Origin of the sequence: Methylobacterium sp. 2A, from assembly GCF_009806555.1 — a bacterium.
Taxonomy (GTDB): Bacteria; Pseudomonadota; Alphaproteobacteria; order Rhizobiales; family Beijerinckiaceae; genus Methylobacterium.
Genome location: NZ_VUOK01000021.1, coordinates 107,029 through 125,425, shown reverse-complemented (window position 1 = coordinate 125,425; position 18,397 = coordinate 107,029). Strand labels below are relative to the sequence as shown.

Below are 18,397 nucleotides of genomic sequence, written 5' to 3'. Positions count from 1 at the left end.
GCGTGGCACGAGCCGCGGGTCCAGCGGCGACGGCGTCGCGCCCGGCGAAGGCGTCGGCTCGTTGGAGGTGTGCGAGGCCGTCCCGTCGGAGCGGCCGAGGGCGGGCGCTAGATCCGCCCGCGCGTCACGCTTGGCGCCTCGGCGGCCGCTCGATCCGTAGCGGATGCGCGTCGACGGCTCCGTCCACCTGGACGATCAGGACCCGCTCCGACGGATGGAATTCCAGGGCGATGCTTGCCCATGGCAGGGTCGGAAGCGCGGCTTGGCACGCGAGCGGGCAGCATGTCGCCGGGCAGGGAGGATGCTTGGGGCGATGCCGATGGCCAGGGCACCCTTCGTCGGCGGCCGCCGCCGGCACGGCGAGGGACATCCCGCGTATCCCAGCCTCGTCCGGCTCGTTCTGGCCGCCCAAGGCGCCGGCGACGTGCGCGAGGGGCGTCGCCGCGGCGGCGGCCATGTGGCGGTGAGCCATCGACTGCCGGCCCATCGTGCACGGCGCCGCCGGCGCGATGGCCAAGGCCAACGCGAGTACGGCAAGCAGCAATGCGCGCACGACATTCACTGATCAGGGCCCCTGCCTAATCTTCGCGGACATTCTCACGCCTGGGTGGAAGCTGCAATCCGTGGCGCTCAACCGATGTCCCACAAACTCAGCGTGTTGGAAGTTCGCCACATGCCGGTGTCGACGGCGAAGTCGCACGCCGCGGATTGACCGCAGCACCGGTTCCGGAACCTCCGTGGCGTTCATGCGAGGGACGTTGGCGCTACCCGGGTCGGGTATCGCCGCGGCACGTCCGTCAATGAGCGTGTTCGTGCGGTGCGGAGGGAGCGTCCGGCGCCGGGCGCGTCTCTACCTTGCCCGCGGCGGCATCGGGCGTGGTCGGGGCGTCCGCGGTCTCGTGGTCGTCGCCATGGTCGTGGGGATGGCCGCCGCTTGCGGGGTGGACGTGGTCGCCCGATTTTGGGAGCGCCATGACGCCCAGGCCGTAGCGGTAGACGTTCTCGCCGCCGAGCCAGCCCGTGACCGCGAGGGCCCCGGAACCTCCGGCGAGGAGCGCCAGCAGCACGACGCCCGCGCCGGCGACCTTCCGGCGCTCCAGCCAGGCGACGCCGGCGGCGGCGAGGAACACGAGCGCGGTGGCGATGGCCCAGCGAAGGTGGACGGTCATGTTCGCGTGCGAGGCCGCGTCGTGCGCGACCGTGTTGTACGCCGACCACCCCGTGGCGAGGGTCGCGACCGTGACGGCCGCGCCGATCGCGAGGTTCCATCGGGCGGCGGCCGTGAGCGCGCCCCCCGATGCCGCTTTCCTGAACAGGGTCCCCGCGGCGAAGAGGACGCTGGCCGTGATGAGTAGGGCGACCGTGAAATGGACCGCGACCGGATGCCAGTTCGGGATCACCTCGATCATGATCGTACTCCTGGGAAGACGTCGAAGGCGGGACGGGCCGGCTTCTTGCCCGGACCGCCCCGGGTGGGGGGAAAAAGCGACGGCGCCGAACGCCGGCTCCGGGACGAGCCCGCCGTCGTCCCAGGATCGGAGATCGCCCTCTCGGCGGCGCTCTCGGCAGACCTGTCCATGCGAAGGGACAGCGCGGGCGGCGAGGCTCCGGAGGCGTCCCGCCCGGCCCGTGGCGTAGGCCCCGGCGAGGTCTAAGATCGGGGCATAGGCTTGGCAATTATGCCCGGCACATGCCTGCGCTCCCGGGCATGCCGCGAGCGCTGTAACCTTTCGGCGGCCGCTTGCGGATTGTTCTCCGAGCGGCGCGGCCGATCATGCGTCACCTTCGGCCGACGGGCCGCAGGGCTCGGATCGCCGTACGACACGCTCCCGCAGGATGGTGCTGCGGTCTTGGGGACACGGCGGGGTGGCGGAACATGCGACGTATCACCGGCATCCGCTCAGCGGCTACGAACCGGCCCGCCTAGTCCCGGTGCTGCAGACGGAGGAGGAACTGCGCGGGCTGCTCATCGCCAGCCTTGCGGGCAGCGCGGCCGACTACCGGCGCTTCCTGGGGCGGCTCGGGTCGCACCTGCGCGCGTATTACAAGGGCAAGCTAACCCGCTCCGGCCGTCCCGACACCGAGGCGGAGGATCTCGTCCAGGAGACGCTGATGGTGATCCACGTGCGGCGGCACACCTATGACGTCACGCAACCGGTGACGCCGTGGATCCACGCCATCGCCCGCTACAAGCTCATCGACCATCTTCGGCGTACGCGTGCGGCCGCGGCCGACGTCCCGGTCGAGGATGCCGGCGTGCTGGTGGCTCGCGACGATCATGTCGCGGCGGAGAGTTCGCTCGACGTCGAGCGCCTCCTGGCGCACCTGCCGCCCAAGATGAGGAACGCGATCCTGTCGACGAGGGTCGAGGGCCTGAGCGCCGCCGAGGCGGCCGAACGCGCCGGGATGTCCGAGACCGCGATCAAGGTGAGCGTCCACCGCGGCCTGAAGACCCTGGCCAATCTCGTGGGAGGCAAGGCGAGATGAAGACCGACGAACTCATCGGCCTGCTGGGCGCCAGCTTCGAGCGCGAGCCGGTCGGGGCCCCCTGGATGACCCGCCGGCTCGCGCTGGCGGTCGCGGTCGGCGCGACGGCCGCGCTGTGCCTGGCGCTGGCGTTTCTGGGCCTGCGTCCCGGCCTGACCGAGGTCCGGCCGCTGCTGTTCCTCGCCTTCAAGTTCTCGTTCGCGGCCGCGGTCGGGGGTCTCGCGCTCCGGTATCTCGTCAGGGCGGCCAGGCCCGGCGGCGAGAGCCGCGTCCATCTCGGGGTCGCCGCCTTGCCGTTCCTCGTGGTCGCGGCGCTGGCGTGCGTGAGCCTCACGATGACGCCGGCCGAACATTGGCACGGCGTGGTATCCGGTCACACCTGGCTCGAATGCCTCATCTCGATTCCCGTGATCGCCGTCGTGCCGTTCGCCGTCGTCACGTGGGCGGTTCGACGGTTCGGCGCCCCGACGGATCTCGTGCGGGCGGGCGCCCTGGTCGGCCTCTCCGCGGGAGCCGTGAGCGCGCTCGGCTATTCGCTGCACTGCATGGACGACACCGTACCGTTCGTCGCCGTCTGGTACGGGGGGACGATCGCGATGTGCACGCTCGTCGGAGCGCTCCTGGGGCCACGCCTCCTTCGCTGGTAGCGAGCCGGTTCGGAACATCCTCCGGATCGCCTCGCGGGGTCCGAGGGGCGACGCGACGGCTTCAGCGTCTGTCGCCGGCCGACGCTTCATGACGAGGGCCCCCCGCGGTATCGCCGCGGATGGGATCCGGAAAGTCGACGGGCACGAACCCCCACCCGGCTGCGCGAGGCAAACCGGGCGCCGCGCATCCCGCAATCGCTTGCAGGATCGTCCCTCCGGATGAGCGAGGCGCCACCCCGGGCGACCCCGGCCTAATCCTACGAAAGTTCGCAGCGCGCTGTAACGGTACCTCCGAGACATCCGGACTTGAAGACAAGGAGCGTCAAGCTTCTCATCAGGTCAACGGGTTCCGCCATGAAAAGCAAGATCATCCCCGCCTTTGCAGGAATCGCCATGCTCGCCGGACTGCCGGGTCACGCCCTCGCGGGGTGGATGGACAACGTCCCACCCCGTTTTCTGCCCCAGACGCATCAATCGCAACGGACCGCACCGCCTCGGGTCGAAGCTCCGGATGTCGGCCTGACGACCGGATCGATCAGCGCGGTGCCCCGCCGCCCTGCCGCCGGCCGGTCGGCGTCCCCCGCCCGGCACTTCTGAACCTCCCGCGCGGTCCGAACCGCCGGACCGGCCGATTGGGGTCGTGCGGGGTGGGGTTTGGCGCGCCGGCCCGCACCGCCCACCGCGCGCAGGGCCAAGAGTGCGGTGGGTTTCCCGGATGCCCGGACAGCACGCGCGTGGAGGCCGGGGGGCGGGACCCTGCGCCCTGGCGATGGGCGGCCAGCGCGACAGCCCGAGGTCGACGACCGGCTCACGCCGGCGACGCACGCGACCGTTCCCTCCATCGGCCGCCTTCCACATGGCGCGCTCGGAAGAGGGCCGCTCCGCCGTCCCGGGGGGTACCAGGGGACCGATGGCGTCGACGCGGCTTCCATGGCGGCCTCGATCCGGCCTCTCGCCGCCGGTCGGCGTCGGCCATGGCACGCGAGGCGGACCGCGCCATGGCACGGTCCGGCGGGCCCGTCGGGGAACGGGTCCCCGGGACGCCCACCCGGCGAGGTCGGTCGGCGGATCGGCCGCCCGACCAAACGGAACCTTGACCTTCTAGACGTGGGACGCGCCCTCTCCCTTCACACTGGCCTTCCGCCCGGATCGAAAAGCTGGCATCGTTCCCGCGTGACGCTCTTGATCGCCCTTCGGCGAGTGTTGCCGCTCCTGGCGGTGCTCAGTCTCGCCCTGACGCCGGTGGCCGCTCCCGCGGCCGCCGCAGGGATGGGTGCGTTCATAATGACGCAAGCCGCGCCTGGGACGACCTCGGCCATCGCACATGCCGGGATGGAGGGTATGGACGCGGGCGACGCGGACATGGCCGACATGCCGTGCTGCCCGCCCGGAGAGGGGGCGCAACCCGACTGCGCCAAGGCCGCTTGTCCGCTGCTGGCGCTCTGCCTCGCCAGCATCGTCTCCCTCCCGCCGAGCGCGGCGTCCGTCCCGGCCCCGGTAGCGACGCGAACGAGCCGGGTGTGGCCCGATGCGGCGTCCTTCGCCAGCGTATCCGGCCGCCCGTTACCCGAGCCCCCCCGAGCCTGAGCCCGATGCCGCCGGCGTGAGCGCCGGCACGACGCCGCGCGTCCGCGCGTGGCCACTCATCGCGTTCAGGAGACGAAACCCGTGACCAAGTATCCCTTCGCGCGCGCCCTCGGTGCCGCGCTGCTCGGTGCCGCCCTGTCGGTCCCGGTCCTGCCGGCGCTCGCCGGCATCGAGGACTACGCCTTCGAGCTGACCAGGACGGAGGCGAAGGTCGGCGAGACCGTCCTCTTGGTGCACCTCATGGACAAGCGCACCGGCAAGCCCGTTCCGGACGCGGTGATCTTCGCCAAGCGCATCGACATGGCGCCCGACAGCATGGACGAGATGACCTCGACGATCGAGCAGGTCCCGTCGACGGAGCCTGGCCTCTACCGCTTCAAGGCGAAGCTCACGATGGCCGGGGGCTGGCGGCTCTCGCTGGGGGCGAAGGTCCAGGGCGAAACAGGTACCGTCGAGGACAGGCTCGTCTTCCGGGCGGTCCTGTGAGCCGCTCGGCATGGCTCGCCGGGATCCTCGCCGCGTCGGCGGCGGGGGGCACCGGGTACTGGGCGGGGCGCGATGGCAGCCCCGTTCCGGTCCTCGTCGAGCGCGCACGGACCGAATCCGCCCACTGGCTTCCGACCGGCATGCCGGGTCCGCAGGCACCGGCGCCGGCGAAGGTCACGGGTCCGGTGGTCTACTACCAGGATCCGGATGGGAAGCCGGTCTACTCCGCGTCGCCGAGAACGACTGCGGAGGGGCACGACTTCCGGGCGGTTCGGGCCAGCGAGGACGTGCGCTTCGACCAGGCACGAGAGAGCGAGGCGACATCCCCCGACAGGGCCGGCCACGACGTGACCGGGCACGGCATGGCGGCGCATGGAACGGCGGCGGCCGGGAAGCCCGACGGGGGCGCGCGCAAGGTGCTCTACTACCGCAACCCGATGGGCCTGCCGGACACCTCGACGACCCCGAAGAAGGATTCGATGGGGATGGACTACATCCCCGTCTACGCGGGCGAGGACGAGGGCGGCGACGTCGTGACCGTCTCCCCCGGCAAGGTCCAGCGGACCGGCGTCCGGACCGAGACCGTGGAGCGGCGGGTCGTCGCCCAATCCGTGCGGGTGCCGGGCACCGTCGCCCTCGACGAACGGCGCGTCACGGTCATCGCGACCCGGTCGGACGCGTATGTCGACCATGTCGAGGACGTCACCACCGGCGACCGCGTCCGCAAGGGCCAGCCGCTGGTCCACGTCTACTCGCCCGAGATCAACGCCGCCGCCGCGCAGCTCATCGCCAACCCGGGCTTCGACGGGGCGCGCCGCAGGCTTCAGAACCTGAACGTCTCAGAAGCCGTCATCGACGAGATGGAGCGCACCCGGAAGGTGCCGATGGCCATCACCTGGTCGTCGGCCAGGGACGGCGTGGTGCTGCAGCGCTCGGCCGTCGAGGGCATGAAGGCCGCCGCCGGTGACACCCTGTTCCGGATCGGCGACATCTCGGCCGTATGGGTGCTGGCCGACGTGCCCGAGCGCGACCTCGCCGGGGTCCGCGTCGGGCAGGCCGTGACCGTGCGCCTCCGCTCGGCGCCGGGACGGACCTTCTCCGGCAAGGTCGGCGTCATCTACCCGCAGGTGAACCCGGACACCCGCACCACGCGGGTCCGCATCGAGCTGCCGAACCCGGACGGCGCGCTGCTGCCGGACATGTACGCCGAGGTCGAGATCGCCTCGGGAACGGGCAAGCCCGTCGTGGCGGTGCCCGACGACGCGGTCATCGACACGGGTGCACGGCAAGTGGTGCTACTCGACAGGGGCGCAGGCCGCTTCGAGCCGCGCGAGGTCAAGGTCGGGGTTCGCGGCACCGGCTTCGTCGAGATCCGCGACGGCGTCGCCGCCGGCGAGCGGGTGGTCACGGCGGCGAATTTCCTGATCGACGCCGAGAGCAACCTGAAGGCGGCGCTGAAGTCCATGGCGGCCCCGAAGGCGGATGACCGGCAGGCGGCGAATGTGGAGGGCAAGCCATGATCGCGCGCCTGATCGGCTGGTCGGCCCGCAACCTCGTGCTGGTGTTGGTCGGGACCGTGTTCGCGGTCGCGACAGGCGTCATGGCGCTCAGGACGCTGCCGCTCGACGCCATCCCCGACCTCTCGGACGTGCAGGCCATCGTCTACACCGAGTATCCGGGGCAGGCGCCCCAGGTGGTCGAGGACCAGGTCACCTACCCGCTGACCACCGCCATGCTGACGGTCCCGAAGGCGAAGGTGGTGCGGGGCTTCTCGTTCTTCGGGGTCAGCTTCGTCTACGTGATCTTCGAGGAAGGCACCGACCCGTACTGGGGCCGCTCGCGGGTGCTGGAATACCTCAACGGGGCGGCGAGCCGGCTTCCCGCGGGGGTGACGCCGACGCTGGGCCCCGACGCGACCGGCGTGGGCTGGGTCTACCAGTACGTGGTGGTGGCGCGTGAGCGCACGCTCGCCGAGCTCCGGTCCCTGCAGGACTGGGTCGTTCGCTTCGGCGCCTCGCGCGCCGAGGGCGTGGCCGAGGTCGCGGGCGTCGGCGGCTTCGTCAAGCAGTATAACGTCGTCGTCGACCCGAACCGCCTGCGCGCGCAGGGCATCAGCCTGAACAAGCTCCGGGACGCCATCCGGGCGAGCAACGCCGACGTCGGCGGGCGCACGGTCGAGCTCTCCGAGTTCGAATTCATGGTGCGCGGGCGCGGCTACCTGAGGGGCGTCGCCGACATCGAGACCATCGTGCTGAAGACCTCGGGCGGCACGCCCCTGCGGGTCCGGGACGTCGCCCGGGTCGAGCTCGGACCGGACGAGCGGCGCGGCCTCGCCGAGCTGAACGGCGAGGGCGAGGTCGCCGGCGGCATCGTCCTGCAGCGCTTCGGCGCGAACGCCCTGACCGTCATCGAGAACGCGAAGGCGAAGCTCGCCGAGGTGGCGAGGAGCCTGCCTGCCGGCACGGAGATCCTGCCGGTCTACGACCGCTCGCGGCTGATCGAGGCCGCCATCGAGACGCTGCGGCACACGCTCGTCGAGGAGAGCGTCATCGTCTCGCTCGTCTGCGTCGTGTTCCTGCTCCACGTCCGTAGCGCGCTGGTGGCCATCCTGATGCTGCCGGTCGGCATCCTGATGGCGTTCGCGGGGATGAAGGCGCTCGGCATCGGCGCCAACATCATGTCGCTCGGCGGCATCGCCATCGCGGTCGGCGCCATGATCGACGCCGCCATCGTGATGATCGAGAACGCCCACAAGCACCTGGAGCGGGCGCCGCCGGGCAAGCGACGGGTCGAGGTCCTGGTCGAGGCCGCCGCCGAGGTCGGGCCGTCGCTGTTTCTCTCGCTCCTCATCGTCACCGTGAGCTTCCTGCCGATCTTCACCCTGGAGGGCGAGGAGGGGCGCCTGTTCGGGCCGCTCGCCGTCACCAAGACCTTTGCCATGGCGGCGGCCGCGCTCCTGTCGGTGACCCTGGTGCCGGCGCTCATGGTGCTGTTCGTGCGCGGGCGCATCGTGCCGGAGCATCGCAACCCCGTGAACCGGCTCCTGATCTGGCTTTACCGGCCGCTCATCGCCGGCGTGCTGCGGGCGCGCATCCCCACGATCCTGCTCGCCCTCGGTGTCCTGGCGGCGACGGTCTGGCCGGCGCGCCAGCTCGGATCGGAGTTCATGCCGGAACTCGACGAGGGCACGCTGATGTACATGCCGACGACGTTGCCGGGCATCTCGGTCACCAAGGCCGCCGAGCTGCTGGCGACCCAGGACCGGATCATCAAGTCCTTCCCGGAGGTCGCCTCGGTCTACGGCAAGGCGGGCCGTGCCAACACGGCGACCGACCCGGCGCCGATGGAGATGGCCGAGACCATCATCAGCCTCAAGCCGAAGGCGCAATGGCGCCCGGGCGTGACCTTGGCCAGCCTCAAGGCCGAGATGGACCGGGCGCTGCAGTTCCCGGGCGTGTCCAACGCCTGGACGCAGCCGATCCGAGCCCGCATCGACATGCTCTCGACCGGCATCCGGACGCCGGTCGGCATCAAGGTGCTCGGGACCGATTTCGGCACCATGGAGAAGGTCGCCCGCCAGGTCGAGGCGGTGGTGCGCGACGTGCCGGGCACGTCGAGCGCCTACGCCGAGCGGGTCGTCGGCGGCTACTTCCTCGACATCGCGCCGGACCGCGACGCGCTCGGGCGCTACGGACTGACGGTCGGGGACGTGCAGGACGTCGTCGCCACGGCGCTCGGCGGCCAGGCCGTGACGACCACGGTCGAGGGCCGCGAGCGCTACACCGTCAACGTGCGCTACCCGCGCGCCTCCCGCTCGGACCCGAGGGCCATCGCCGACGAGGTGCAGGTGCCCCTTCCGGCGGGGGGTACGGTCCCCCTGCGCGAGGTGGCGAAGGTCGAGCTCACCCGGGGGCCGACCTCGATCCGCACCGAGAACGGGCAGCTCGCGGTCTACATCTTCGTCGACCTCACGGGGCGCGACCTCGGCGGCTACGTGGCCGACGCGCGGGCCGCGGTCGACGGCGAGGTCACGCTGCCGCCGGGCACGACGCTGCAGTGGAGCGGGCAGTACGAGTACCTGGAGCGCGCCGCGGCGCGTCTCAGGATCGTCGTGCCGCTGACGCTGCTGGTCGTGTTCCTGCTGCTCTACCTCAACTTCCGGCGCCTGACCGAGACGCTGATCGTCATGCTGTCCCTGCCGTTCGCGCTCGTCGGTGGCGTCTGGCTGATGTGGTGGATGGGCTTCAACATGTCGGTGGCGGTGGCGGTCGGCTTCATCGCCCTGGCGGGGGTCGCGGCGGAGACCGGCGTGATCATGCTGGTCTACCTCGACCATGCCTGGGACGAGGTCCGGGCCGGGTGCGCCCGCGAGGGACGCTCGCTCACGGGCGAGGATCTGAGGCGGGCCATCATGGTCGGCGCGGTCGAGCGGGTGCGGCCCAAGATGATGACGGTGGTCGCCATCATGGCGGGGCTCCTGCCCATCCTCTGGAGCACCGGCTCGGGCTCCGAGGTCATGCAGCGCATCGCCGTGCCGATGATCGGCGGCATGGTCTCCTCGACCGTGCTGACCCTCGTGGTGATCCCGGCCGTCTATGCTTGGGTGAAAGGGCGCGGGTTGCCGCAGGCCGTCGAGGCGGCCGGGGAAGGTGCCCGGATGCCCCTGGCGGCCGAATGAGTGAGCAACGGGAGCGGATGATGAAGTCTGACATGATGCCATCCCGGCGAGCCGTGCTCGTGGGCCTGGCGGCGGCCCTGGCCGTCGGTCGATCCGGCTCGGCAAGGGGCCTGCCGACCGTCGCCGTGACGAAGGACCCGAGTTGCGGTTGCTGCGCGAAGTGGGTGGACCACCTGCGCCAGGCCGGCTTCACGGTGACGGTGACCGAGGGGCCCGTGACCGCGGTGAAGGCGCGTCTCGGCGTGCCGCGGGACCTCGCCTCCTGCCACACCGCCCTCGTCGACGGCTACGTGGTCGAGGGACACGTCCCGGCCGACGCCATCAAGCGGTTGTTGGCCGAGCGCCCGAACGGAACCGGGCTGGCCGTTCCGGGCATGCCGGCCGGCTCGCCCGGCATGGAGGTCGAGGGCAGGGATCCCGCCACCTACGCGGTGATCCTGTTCGGACCCGAGGGGCGAACCGCCTTCGCCCGTTATCGTGGCGGCGAACCGGCCTGAGCGCGGCCGACGTGCGGGTGATCGCCGTCGCCGTCCACGGTGGTGAACGGTCGTCGCGCCGCCGCGCAAGTGCCGACGCCCCGCTTCGTGCCCGGACATCCCTCGAAGGCGGGCCTAGCGCAGGCGGGAACTCGGTTCACAGCCTCGCCCCGACGGAATGAAGATCGGAGTGGCGAAGGGGGCGCCGCAACGCTAGGACTTTGCGGATCCGAGAGAGTTTCGTCACCACCATGAATCGCGCAAGCCTCATCGGGGTCGCTTTGCACTATTTGACGCAATTGAGGATGTCGGTCGGGCACCGCAATAGCCTCAACCTACAAGACATCAACGTCCATGCGGAAGCGTTTTTTCGAGATTTTCTGAACTTGGCGTTTGACTATAAGCTGAAAAACATCAACATAGTAGAGAGGAACGCGCGAGCTATCGATTTGGGCGACGAGGACGAACGGATCGCCATCCAGGTGACGTCGACGTCGGAATTGGACAAGATCAAGCATACCCATAAGGGCTTCGTGGCGAGCGGCCTGGACGGCAAATACGACCGCCTGGTCGTTCTCATCATCGGAGAGAAGCGCAGGTACCGGGAGTCGTTCCTAGGCGGCGACGGCGTGTTCAGCATGTCCCTGGTGGACGACGTCTGGGACATTCCCGAGCTCCTGAGGAAGGTCGGCGACCTTCGCTTGGACAGGCTTGAGCGCTGCTGCGAGTTCCTGCGCGACGAGTTGAAGATCCCCGAGCCCCGGCAGTCCAACGAGGTTGGTACCCTGATCCGCCTCATAGAGGTGCTCAGCGCCGCCGAGGAAGGGATCTCGGTCGGCGACAACCGGGAGGACCCCGATCCCGACAGGAAGATCCGCGACCGATTCGCGGATCACGCCGCCTTCCTCGAACAGCGGTTCGTCGACTTGCACGAGATATATGGACGGGCGCTGGCGGAAGTGAACAGGCATACCGACCTCGGGCACGTGCGTGTGCGCAAGCTCCAGGTCTACCTCATGAATTGGAGCGACCGCGTCCTGACGGAATATGGAGGCGATCCCAAAGCCGCCCTCGACGCGCTGACCGAAAAGGTCCTTCGGATGATGGGCACCAGCGCCGTCGCGTTCGACGATTGCGCCATTCGATATTACCTTGTCGATCAGCTGATTGCCTGCAACGTGTTCCCGAACAAGCGCGCGCTCGATGCCTAGCATCTTCCTCAAGGACGAGGCACTCGACAAGTCTCCGGCAATCGTCGGTTTCGAGATCGCGCGGTACATCAGGCAGTCGGGCAAGGGTCGCGTCAGTATCTTCGACGTGGTGGAGCGTTTCAAACGCGAGAGTTGGTTCGCGTGGAATTCGTTCTTTTATGGCATCACCTTCCTATACGCCGTTGGCCTGATCGATTTCGAAGAACCATACCTGATCGTCCGTGATGTTGATTGAGCGTCTCTACACCGAGCCCGCGACCATCGATCCCATCGTCTTCACGGCAGGGGTCAATGTGATCCTGGGTGAGAGCGACGTGACCAGCTCCAAGAACAACGGCGTCGGCAAGTCGCTCTGCATCGAATTCTTGAACTTCGCCTTGCTCAAACGCAAAACGGAAAGTCGCGTGGCAAAAATCCCGAAGGAGAGCTTCGATCCGCGCACCCTCATCTGCGTCGACTTCCGGCTGCACGGGATCGGTTACACCATCAAGAGATCGCTCGAAGAGGCGGAGCACCCGCGGATCATCGTCGACGGGCGCGAGACGGTCTACGCGAAGCTCAAGGATGCGACCGATTTCCTGACGGGAAGGCTGTTCCCCGACCAGGATGAGCAGGTCGGGTTCCGGGAGATCCTGGGGCCGCTGATCCGGGACGAGCGATCCGAGTTCAAGTCGATTGTAGGCTGCTTCGACACCAAGGCCCGGATACCGGACAACTACGCGCCGCACCTCATGCTCCTCGGCATCGACCTCGGCATCTACCGTGCCGTCAAGGGCATACAGAAGGAACTCGACGCCATCGCCGTCGAGGAGGCTCGCATCAAGGACAGCGTGAGGCTCGTTCGCCAGAAGGACCTGGATGACGCCCGGTCCGACCTCAACGCCCTCGACGAGGAGGTCGAGACGATCCGGCAAGGCATCGATGCCCTGGAGAACGCCCCGGCCTACGACATCGTGAAGGGCGAGATCCTCGATATCGAAGACCGGATGTCGGACCTGCGCCGCAGCAAGGACGTGCTGGTCCAGCGCGCTGCGAACCTGGCGCCGATCGCCCTGGAACCCGGCATAGACAGCGGCGAGATCCGCGACTTCTACGACCAGCTTCGTGCCGGCCTGGGAACCAGCATCGTCCGCGAACTCACGGAGGTGATGACTTTCAAATCCAAGATCGAGCAGTTCCAGCGTCACCTGCTGGACGAGAAGTCGAGGGTGGTGGACGTCGAGATCCGGAACCTCAACAAGCAGCTCGCAGAACTCGATAGGCGGTACGCAAAGCTGGTGGCGGTTCTCGACCAGAAAGGGCAGCTGCGCAACCTACGCCAGACCTATGCCTCCTTCCAGGCGAAGAGCGATGAACTTGGACAGCTCAAGAGCTTCCTCGGCCGTTACGACCAACTGCTGATCGAACGTCAGGCCAAGAAGTCCGAGATCGAGGCCGAAAGGCTGGCATTGCAGGCCAGCATCTCTGCCGCCGGGGACCGGCTGCGGTCCTTCGAGCGGACGATCCTCACCATTCATCACTTCATCCAGGGCAACCGCAAGGCTTCCTTCGAGGTGCGAACCACCCCCAGGAAACACGTCGTCGATATCGTTCTGCGGATCGACGATGACGGCAGTCATAGCGTGGAGAGGGAAAAGGTGTTTATCTACGACATCGCGCTGCTGCTGAACGATTATACTAAATCCCGCCACCCCGGGCTGCTGGTTCACGATAACATCTTCGACGTCGACGACGACACCCTGCGCAAAAGCCTGGAGTTCATCCTCACTCGGGCAAGACTCGACGAGAACCAGCAGTACATCCTGACACTCAATGTCGACCGCATCGAGCATGCACGGGAGGAGGTATGGTATCATGAGCTTGAGCAGAGCGTCGTGGCATCTTTCACCAAAAGCAATCGCTTTCTCAAGGCGCACTACCAGGAGGTTGGCCGGGAGTGATCGTTCGGACCAGGACCCTCCTCGCCGCAAGGCCCATCGATCAGGATCCAAGCGCACGTGCGCAGGCCGATGGACATGATGCTTCAGGGTTGAGCGATGGAACCACGCCAAGCGTCGCCGCACCGGTCGAGGATGTCGAGGGTCGACCGGCTTCAGCGTCAGGACGGCCATGTCGCCTGCAGCGAACGCGCTCCAGCCTGATGCGAGGCGCTCCTCAAGCCTTGACCTTCCCACCATGGGAAGCCCCATCTGGAGGTGACGCCGTCATAGGGAGAGCGTCATGCATCGTTTCAAGGTCGACCAGATGGGCTGCGGAGGTTGCGTCAAGTCCGTGACCCGGGCCATCATCGACATCGAGCCGGAGGCCCAGGTCGCGGTGGACCTCGGGGCCAAGCTCGTGACCGTGTCCGGCGCCGTCGGGCCGGCAGGCCACATCGCACGGGCCGTCACCGCCGCCGGCTACCCGGCCGAGCAGGTACGCGCGACCGCGTGATGGGACGCGCCGGCAACCAAATGCGGATGCAGGCATTCTCGTCCAGGGTGTGACTTCGTCGCGGCATTCAAGATCGGGGTTGGCGACCGGGATGGCCTTCAAGCGGCATGTGGTGCGTTCGATGGCGGCGATGATCCTGGCGATCATCGCCTACGTCGCGCCGTCCGCTGTCGAGGCTCACGATGGCCATGTCCACTGCGGTCACAATCGGCGCGCGGCGGCAATGGTCGATGCGAAGGCACCGCTTGCTGGGCTGGCCCTCGCAACCTCGCTGCACGTCCCAGGGCTCACGGGAAGGTTTCCCGGTGCGCCGCGTTTCTTCGGGACGATGCCGGTTCGGCCGACGGCCTCGCTCAAAGCCGCCGATTCCGACGAGGGTTGCTGCCCCGGCGCCTGCAAGCGCTGCCGCTGCGGGACGGCCGTTTGTGGCACCCTCGGTATTCCCGCCGCCCCGACATCCTTGTCGGCCCCCCTCTTCAAGGCCGTCGTGATGGTCCCGGACGACGTCGCGGGGCACGAGGGCGCAGGGCCCGAGGCGCTTCGCAAGCCGCCACGAACCGTCGCGTGAGGCGTTGCGCGCCTGAGGCGCGCAACGCCTGAGATGCGCCCACGGCCACGACCTGCGCCCGCTTCCTCGCCGTCGAGACCGATCCCCTGTCGATCTGTCCAATCGCCGCCTCAAGAGCGGCGGCGCCGCTTCGGGTCGCCCCGGCGGGGCGCGCCGAACCGTGAGCTCGAAAGGGCGGCGTCCCATCGGGTCGTTCGTGATCGGGCGATCCCGGCGCGCCGGGACCGGTCCACGATGGCCGCGGGACCGTCTTTCCAAACGTGAACGTCACCGCGAAAGATTTTCGTCTTTCGCGTTGAACAAGATGTCAGTTCACCATCTTTATGACTGCGCTGTGCTGAGCAATAAAATCGCTTTTTGGCGTAAAGCTCAGTTTATCGAACAGTAAAAACTACCTGGATGGAGATTAAAAATGCATACGATTTCGAACGAGATGCAGTCCTGCGTCGATGAGTGTCTGCGCTGCTATCAGACCTGCATCGGCATGGCCTCGAACCACTGCCTTCCGGCCGGCGGCAAGCACGTCGAGCCGGCGCATTTCCGGCTGATGTTAGCCTGTGCGGAGACGTGCCGGACTTCGGCTCACTTGATGCTGATCGGCACCCCCGAGCACAAGCATACCTGCCGCGCCTGCGCAGAGGTGTGCGAGGCCTGCGCCAGGAGCTGCGAGCAGGTCGGCGACATGCGGGACTGCGTCGAGCAGTGCCGGCGATGCGCCGAGAGCTGCCGCAAGATGGCCGCCTGAGCCAATCGGGGCGGCCGGCGACGGCCGCCCCTTCCACCAGATGAGAGGAGGCAACCATGCTCGTTCGTTATCTTGTCCTTGCCGCGACCATGGCGTTCGCCGGCGCCGGAGCGGCCGTCGCGGCCGACCATGACCACGATCACGACCACGGCTCGATGCAATCCGCCGTGAGGCTGCCGGACGCGTGCAAGGCGGCCTCGGCGGGCAAGGAGGCGATGGTGAAGGACATGCAGGCGCACATGTCCCAGGCCATGCAGGGCATGGGCAGTCAGATGACCGAGACCCAGAAGGGCCTGCAGCGGGCGATGATGTCGATGAATGGCCCGATGATGCAGGGGATGATGGCGGGCGATCCCGACGTCGCGTGGGTCTGCGCGATGATCCCCCACCACCAGGGCGCCATCGACATGGCCCGAGCGGCGCTGAAGGGCGCCGACAACGCCGAGAGCAAGCGCCTCGCCGAGAAGACCATCGGCGAGCAGGAGAAGAGCATTCAGGAGCTCGTCGCCTGGCTCGACAAGAACGCGAAGAAGGAAGGCAACCGGTAAGGCGCCGCGCGCCGCCGGACCGTTCGCGGTCCGGCGGCCAGGCCCTCGGCCATACGGAAGGAGCGGTGATGAGCGACGCGTCGCAGGGACATCCTCACGCTGCGGGAGGCCACGCCCGTGCCGGCGGCCACGACCATTCCGCGCACGCGCACGGCCACGGGCACGACCACCGTGCGCACAGCCATGCCGCACCTGACTCGTCCGATGGCGCCTTCCGCGTGAGGGACCCGGTCTGCGGGATGACGGTGGACCCGCACGCGACGAAGCACCGGGCCGAGCACGACGGGCATCCGTACTATTTCTGTTCGAACGGCTGCCGGACCAAGTTCGAGGCCGACCCCGTCCGCTACGTCGACCCCGCCTCCGCCGCGGCGAAGTCCGACCCGGTGCCGGCGGGCTCGATCTACACCTGCCCGATGCACCCGGAGGTGCGCCAGGTCGGGCCAGGGGCTTGCCCGATCTGCGGGATGGCCCTGGAACCCGCGATGGTCGGTGCGGACGACGGTCCGAGCGAGGAGCTCGTCGACATGACGCGCCGGTTCTGGGCCGGGCTGGTGCTGACCGTTCCGGTGTTCGTGCTTGAGATGGGCGGCCACCTGCTCGGGTTGACCGACCGCCTCGGCCAGCAGACCTCGAACTGGATCCAGTTCGCGCTCGCCACCCCGGTCGTGGTCTGGGCCGGCTGGCCCTTCTTCGTTCGGGCCTGGCACTCCGTCCTGTCCCGGAACCTGAACATGTTCACCCTGGTCGCCCTCGGGACGGGCACGGCCTACCTCTACAGCGTGGTCGCGACGCTCGCCCCCGGGCTGTTCCCGGAGGCGCTGCGCGGGCGCGGCGGGGCGGTGCCGGCCTACTTCGAGGCGGCGGCGGTGATCACCGTGCTGGTGCTGCTCGGGCAGGTCCTGGAGCTGCGCGCCCGCGAGAGCACCGGCGGCGCGCTCCGGGCGCTCCTCGACCTCGCGCCGAAGACCGCCCGCCGCATCCGGCCGGACGGCGAGGACGAGGAGGTGCAACTCGATGCCATCGAGGTCGGCGACCGCCTGCGCGTGCGCCCCGGCGAGAAGGTCCCGGTCGACGGGACGGTGGTGGAGGGCCGCGGCTCCGTGGACGAGAGCCTCGTGACGGGGGAATCGATGCCGGTCGCCAAGGAGGCCGGCGCCCCCGTCATCGGCGGCAGCCTCAACCAGTCCGGCTCCCTCGTCGTCGAGGCGACCAAGGTCGGGCGCGATACCATGCTGGCCCGCATCGTCCAGATGGTGGCCGAGGCCCAGCGGAGCCGGGCCCCGATCCAGCGCCTCGCCGACCGGGTCGCGGGCTGGTTCGTGCCGGCGGTCATCGGCGTGGCGGTTGTCGCCTTCGCCGCCTGGATGGCCTTCGGGCCGGAGCCCCGCTTCACCTTCGCTCTGTTGGCCGCGGTCGCGGTGCTGATCATCGCCTGCCCGTGCGCGCTCGGCCTCGCCACGCCGATGTCGATCATGGTCGGCGTCGGCCGCGGCGCCGCGGCCGGGGTGCTCGTCAAGAACGCCGAGGCGCTGGAGCGGATGGAGCGGGTCACGACCCTGGTCATGGACAAGACCGGCACCCTGACCGAGGGCAAGCCGGCCGTGACCCGGATCGTGGCGGCGGCCGGCTTCGACGAGGACACGCTCCTGCGGCTCGCGGCGAGCGTCGAGCGGGCGAGCGAGCACCCGCTCGCCCTGGCCATCGTGGCGGCGGCCGGGAAGCGGGGGATCGCGACCGCCTCCGTCACGGATTTCGACAGCCCCACCGGCAAGGGCGCGCTCGGAACGGTCGAGGGCCGCCGCGTGGCGCTGGGCAACGCCGCCTTCCTTCGCGAGCAAGGGGTCGACGTATCCACCCATGACGCCGAAGCCGACGAGCTCCGGCGCGACGGCGCCACGGCGATCTTCGCCGGCGTCGACGGACGGGTCGCCGGCGTCATCGCCATCGCCGACCCGGTCAAGGCGACGACGGCCGAGGCGCTGGCGGCGCTCCGGACCGAGGGCATCCGGGTCGTGATGCTGACCGGCGACAACCGCACGACCGCCGAGGCGGTGGCGCGCCGGCTCGGCATCGAGGAGGTCGAGGCGGAGGTGTTGCCCGACCAGAAGGCCGCCGTGGTCGAGCGGCACAAGGCGGCCGGGCAGGTGGTCGCGATGGCCGGCGACGGCGTGAACGACGCCCCCGCGCTCGCCGCGGCCGACGTCGGGATCGCGATGGGGACGGGGACGGACGTGGCCATCGAGAGCGCCGGCCTGACGCTGCTCAAGGGCGACCTCGTCGGCATCGTGCGGGCGCGGCGGCTGTCGCGGGCGGTGATGGGCAACATCCGCCAGAACCTGTTCTTCGCCTTCGTCTACAACGCGGCCGGCGTGCCGGTGGCGGCCGGCGTCCTCTACCCGTTCCTCGGCATCCTGCTCTCGCCGATCGTCGCGGCGGCCGCGATGGCGCTGTCCTCGGTCAGCGTCATCGGCAATGCCCTGCGCCTGCGGGCGACCGACCTCGATCCCGCCCCGCCCCGCTAGGAGTGC

17 protein-coding genes are annotated in these 18,397 nt (G+C 69.1%); 15 read left to right on the top strand and 2 right to left on the bottom strand.

Annotated elements, in window-relative coordinates:
• Window positions 1–124: 124 nt before the first annotated feature.
• Both FVE89_RS11590 and FVE89_RS11585 read right to left on the bottom strand, forming a co-directional pair.
• Window positions 125–553 (bottom strand): hypothetical protein, encoded by a 429-nt coding sequence (locus FVE89_RS11590; RefSeq protein ID WP_274852096.1) that lies wholly within the window; start codon window positions 551–553, stop codon window positions 125–127.
• Window positions 554–797: 244 nt separating this feature from the next.
• Window positions 798–1,409 carry a DUF2231 domain-containing protein gene (locus FVE89_RS11585; protein ID WP_116655344.1) on the bottom strand — a complete coding sequence of 204 codons (612 nt, stop codon included), beginning with the start codon at window positions 1,407–1,409 and terminating at the stop codon, window positions 798–800.
• Window positions 1,410–1,932: 523 nt separating this feature from the next.
• On the opposite strand from FVE89_RS11585, the gene FVE89_RS11580 reads away from it, so the two are divergent.
• The 15 genes from FVE89_RS11580 to FVE89_RS11515 all read left to right on the top strand — a co-directional run bounded on the left by FVE89_RS11580 (window position 1,933) and on the right by FVE89_RS11515 (window position 18,391).
• Window positions 1,933–2,487: a sigma-70 family RNA polymerase sigma factor gene (locus FVE89_RS11580; protein WP_116655343.1), complete on the top strand. Its 555-nt coding sequence runs from the start codon at window positions 1,933–1,935 to the stop codon at window positions 2,485–2,487.
• Window positions 2,484–3,134, top strand: coding sequence for a DUF1109 domain-containing protein (locus FVE89_RS11575; RefSeq protein WP_116655342.1), 651 nt, complete (start codon window positions 2,484–2,486; stop codon window positions 3,132–3,134). Before FVE89_RS11580 ends, FVE89_RS11575 begins: the two co-directional genes overlap by 4 nt.
• A gap of 1,173 nt (window positions 3,135–4,307) precedes the next feature.
• Entirely contained in the window at window positions 4,308–4,721 is a 414-nt protein-coding gene (locus FVE89_RS31105; protein WP_116655341.1) for a hypothetical protein, read from the top strand.
• 81 nt (window positions 4,722–4,802) lie between these two features.
• Window positions 4,803–5,207: a FixH family protein gene (locus FVE89_RS11570; RefSeq protein WP_160534122.1), complete on the top strand. Its 405-nt coding sequence runs from the start codon at window positions 4,803–4,805 to the stop codon at window positions 5,205–5,207.
• Window positions 5,204–6,727: an efflux RND transporter periplasmic adaptor subunit gene (locus FVE89_RS11565; protein WP_116655339.1), complete on the top strand. Its 1,524-nt coding sequence runs from the start codon at window positions 5,204–5,206 to the stop codon at window positions 6,725–6,727. The genes FVE89_RS11570 and FVE89_RS11565 overlap by 4 nt, the downstream gene beginning before the upstream one ends.
• Window positions 6,724–9,885, top strand: a complete 3,162-nt coding sequence (locus tag FVE89_RS11560) for a CusA/CzcA family heavy metal efflux RND transporter (protein ID WP_116655338.1) — start codon at window positions 6,724–6,726, stop codon at window positions 9,883–9,885. Before FVE89_RS11565 ends, FVE89_RS11560 begins: the two co-directional genes overlap by 4 nt.
• A 20-nt stretch (window positions 9,886–9,905) precedes the next feature.
• Window positions 9,906–10,382 (top strand): DUF411 domain-containing protein, encoded by a 477-nt coding sequence (locus tag FVE89_RS11555; protein WP_116655337.1) that lies wholly within the window; start codon window positions 9,906–9,908, stop codon window positions 10,380–10,382.
• A 230-nt stretch (window positions 10,383–10,612) separates the two neighbouring features.
• Complete coding sequence (locus FVE89_RS11550; protein WP_116655336.1) at window positions 10,613–11,572, top strand: SMEK domain-containing protein; 960 nt, start codon at window positions 10,613–10,615, stop codon at window positions 11,570–11,572.
• Entirely contained in the window at window positions 11,565–11,807 is a 243-nt protein-coding gene (locus tag FVE89_RS11545) for a hypothetical protein (RefSeq protein WP_059408078.1), read from the top strand. Before FVE89_RS11550 ends, FVE89_RS11545 begins: the two co-directional genes overlap by 8 nt.
• The gene (locus tag FVE89_RS11540) at window positions 11,797–13,512 is read left to right on the top strand and encodes a DUF2326 domain-containing protein (protein ID WP_116655335.1); all 1,716 of its coding nucleotides are present in this window, start codon (window positions 11,797–11,799) and stop codon (window positions 13,510–13,512) included. The genes FVE89_RS11545 and FVE89_RS11540 overlap by 11 nt, the downstream gene beginning before the upstream one ends.
• Before the next feature lie 280 nt (window positions 13,513–13,792).
• The gene (locus tag FVE89_RS11535; RefSeq protein ID WP_116655334.1) at window positions 13,793–14,005 is read left to right on the top strand and encodes a heavy-metal-associated domain-containing protein; all 213 of its coding nucleotides are present in this window, start codon (window positions 13,793–13,795) and stop codon (window positions 14,003–14,005) included.
• Window positions 14,006–14,096: 91 nt separating this feature from the next.
• Window positions 14,097–14,573 (top strand): hypothetical protein, encoded by a 477-nt coding sequence (locus FVE89_RS11530; RefSeq protein ID WP_116655333.1) that lies wholly within the window; start codon window positions 14,097–14,099, stop codon window positions 14,571–14,573.
• Window positions 14,574–14,985: 412 nt separating this feature from the next.
• Window positions 14,986–15,318: a four-helix bundle copper-binding protein gene (locus FVE89_RS11525; RefSeq protein ID WP_116655332.1), complete on the top strand. Its 333-nt coding sequence runs from the start codon at window positions 14,986–14,988 to the stop codon at window positions 15,316–15,318.
• Window positions 15,319–15,374: 56 nt separating this feature from the next.
• Complete coding sequence (locus FVE89_RS11520; protein ID WP_116655331.1) at window positions 15,375–15,866, top strand: DUF305 domain-containing protein; 492 nt, start codon at window positions 15,375–15,377, stop codon at window positions 15,864–15,866.
• Between the two features lie 68 nt (window positions 15,867–15,934).
• Complete coding sequence (locus tag FVE89_RS11515) at window positions 15,935–18,391, top strand: heavy metal translocating P-type ATPase (protein WP_116655330.1); 2,457 nt, start codon at window positions 15,935–15,937, stop codon at window positions 18,389–18,391.
• Window positions 18,392–18,397: the final 6 nt, after the last annotated feature.

Excerpts from the sequence above, each read along its gene's own strand:
- FVE89_RS11575 (WP_116655342.1), top strand. The coding sequence starts at position 2,484 with ATGAAGACCGACGAACTCATCGGCCTGCTGGGCGCCAGCTTCGAGCGC.
- FVE89_RS11530 (WP_116655333.1), top strand. The coding sequence starts at position 14,097 with ATGGCCTTCAAGCGGCATGTGGTGCGTTCGATGGCGGCGATGATCCTG.
- FVE89_RS11550 (WP_116655336.1), top strand. The coding sequence starts at position 10,613 with ATGAATCGCGCAAGCCTCATCGGGGTCGCTTTGCACTATTTGACGCAA.
- FVE89_RS11520 (WP_116655331.1), top strand. The coding sequence starts at position 15,375 with ATGCTCGTTCGTTATCTTGTCCTTGCCGCGACCATGGCGTTCGCCGGC.
- FVE89_RS11540 (WP_116655335.1), top strand. The coding sequence starts at position 11,797 with ATGTTGATTGAGCGTCTCTACACCGAGCCCGCGACCATCGATCCCATC.
- FVE89_RS11585 (WP_116655344.1), bottom strand. The coding sequence starts at position 1,409 with ATGATCGAGGTGATCCCGAACTGGCATCCGGTCGCGGTCCATTTCACG.
- FVE89_RS11555 (WP_116655337.1), top strand. The coding sequence starts at position 9,906 with ATGAAGTCTGACATGATGCCATCCCGGCGAGCCGTGCTCGTGGGCCTG.
- FVE89_RS11560 (WP_116655338.1), top strand. The coding sequence starts at position 6,724 with ATGATCGCGCGCCTGATCGGCTGGTCGGCCCGCAACCTCGTGCTGGTG.
- FVE89_RS11525 (WP_116655332.1), top strand. The coding sequence starts at position 14,986 with ATGCATACGATTTCGAACGAGATGCAGTCCTGCGTCGATGAGTGTCTG.
- FVE89_RS11545 (WP_059408078.1), top strand. The coding sequence starts at position 11,565 with ATGCCTAGCATCTTCCTCAAGGACGAGGCACTCGACAAGTCTCCGGCA.
- FVE89_RS11515 (WP_116655330.1), top strand. The coding sequence starts at position 15,935 with ATGAGCGACGCGTCGCAGGGACATCCTCACGCTGCGGGAGGCCACGCC.
- FVE89_RS11535 (WP_116655334.1), top strand. The coding sequence starts at position 13,793 with ATGCATCGTTTCAAGGTCGACCAGATGGGCTGCGGAGGTTGCGTCAAG.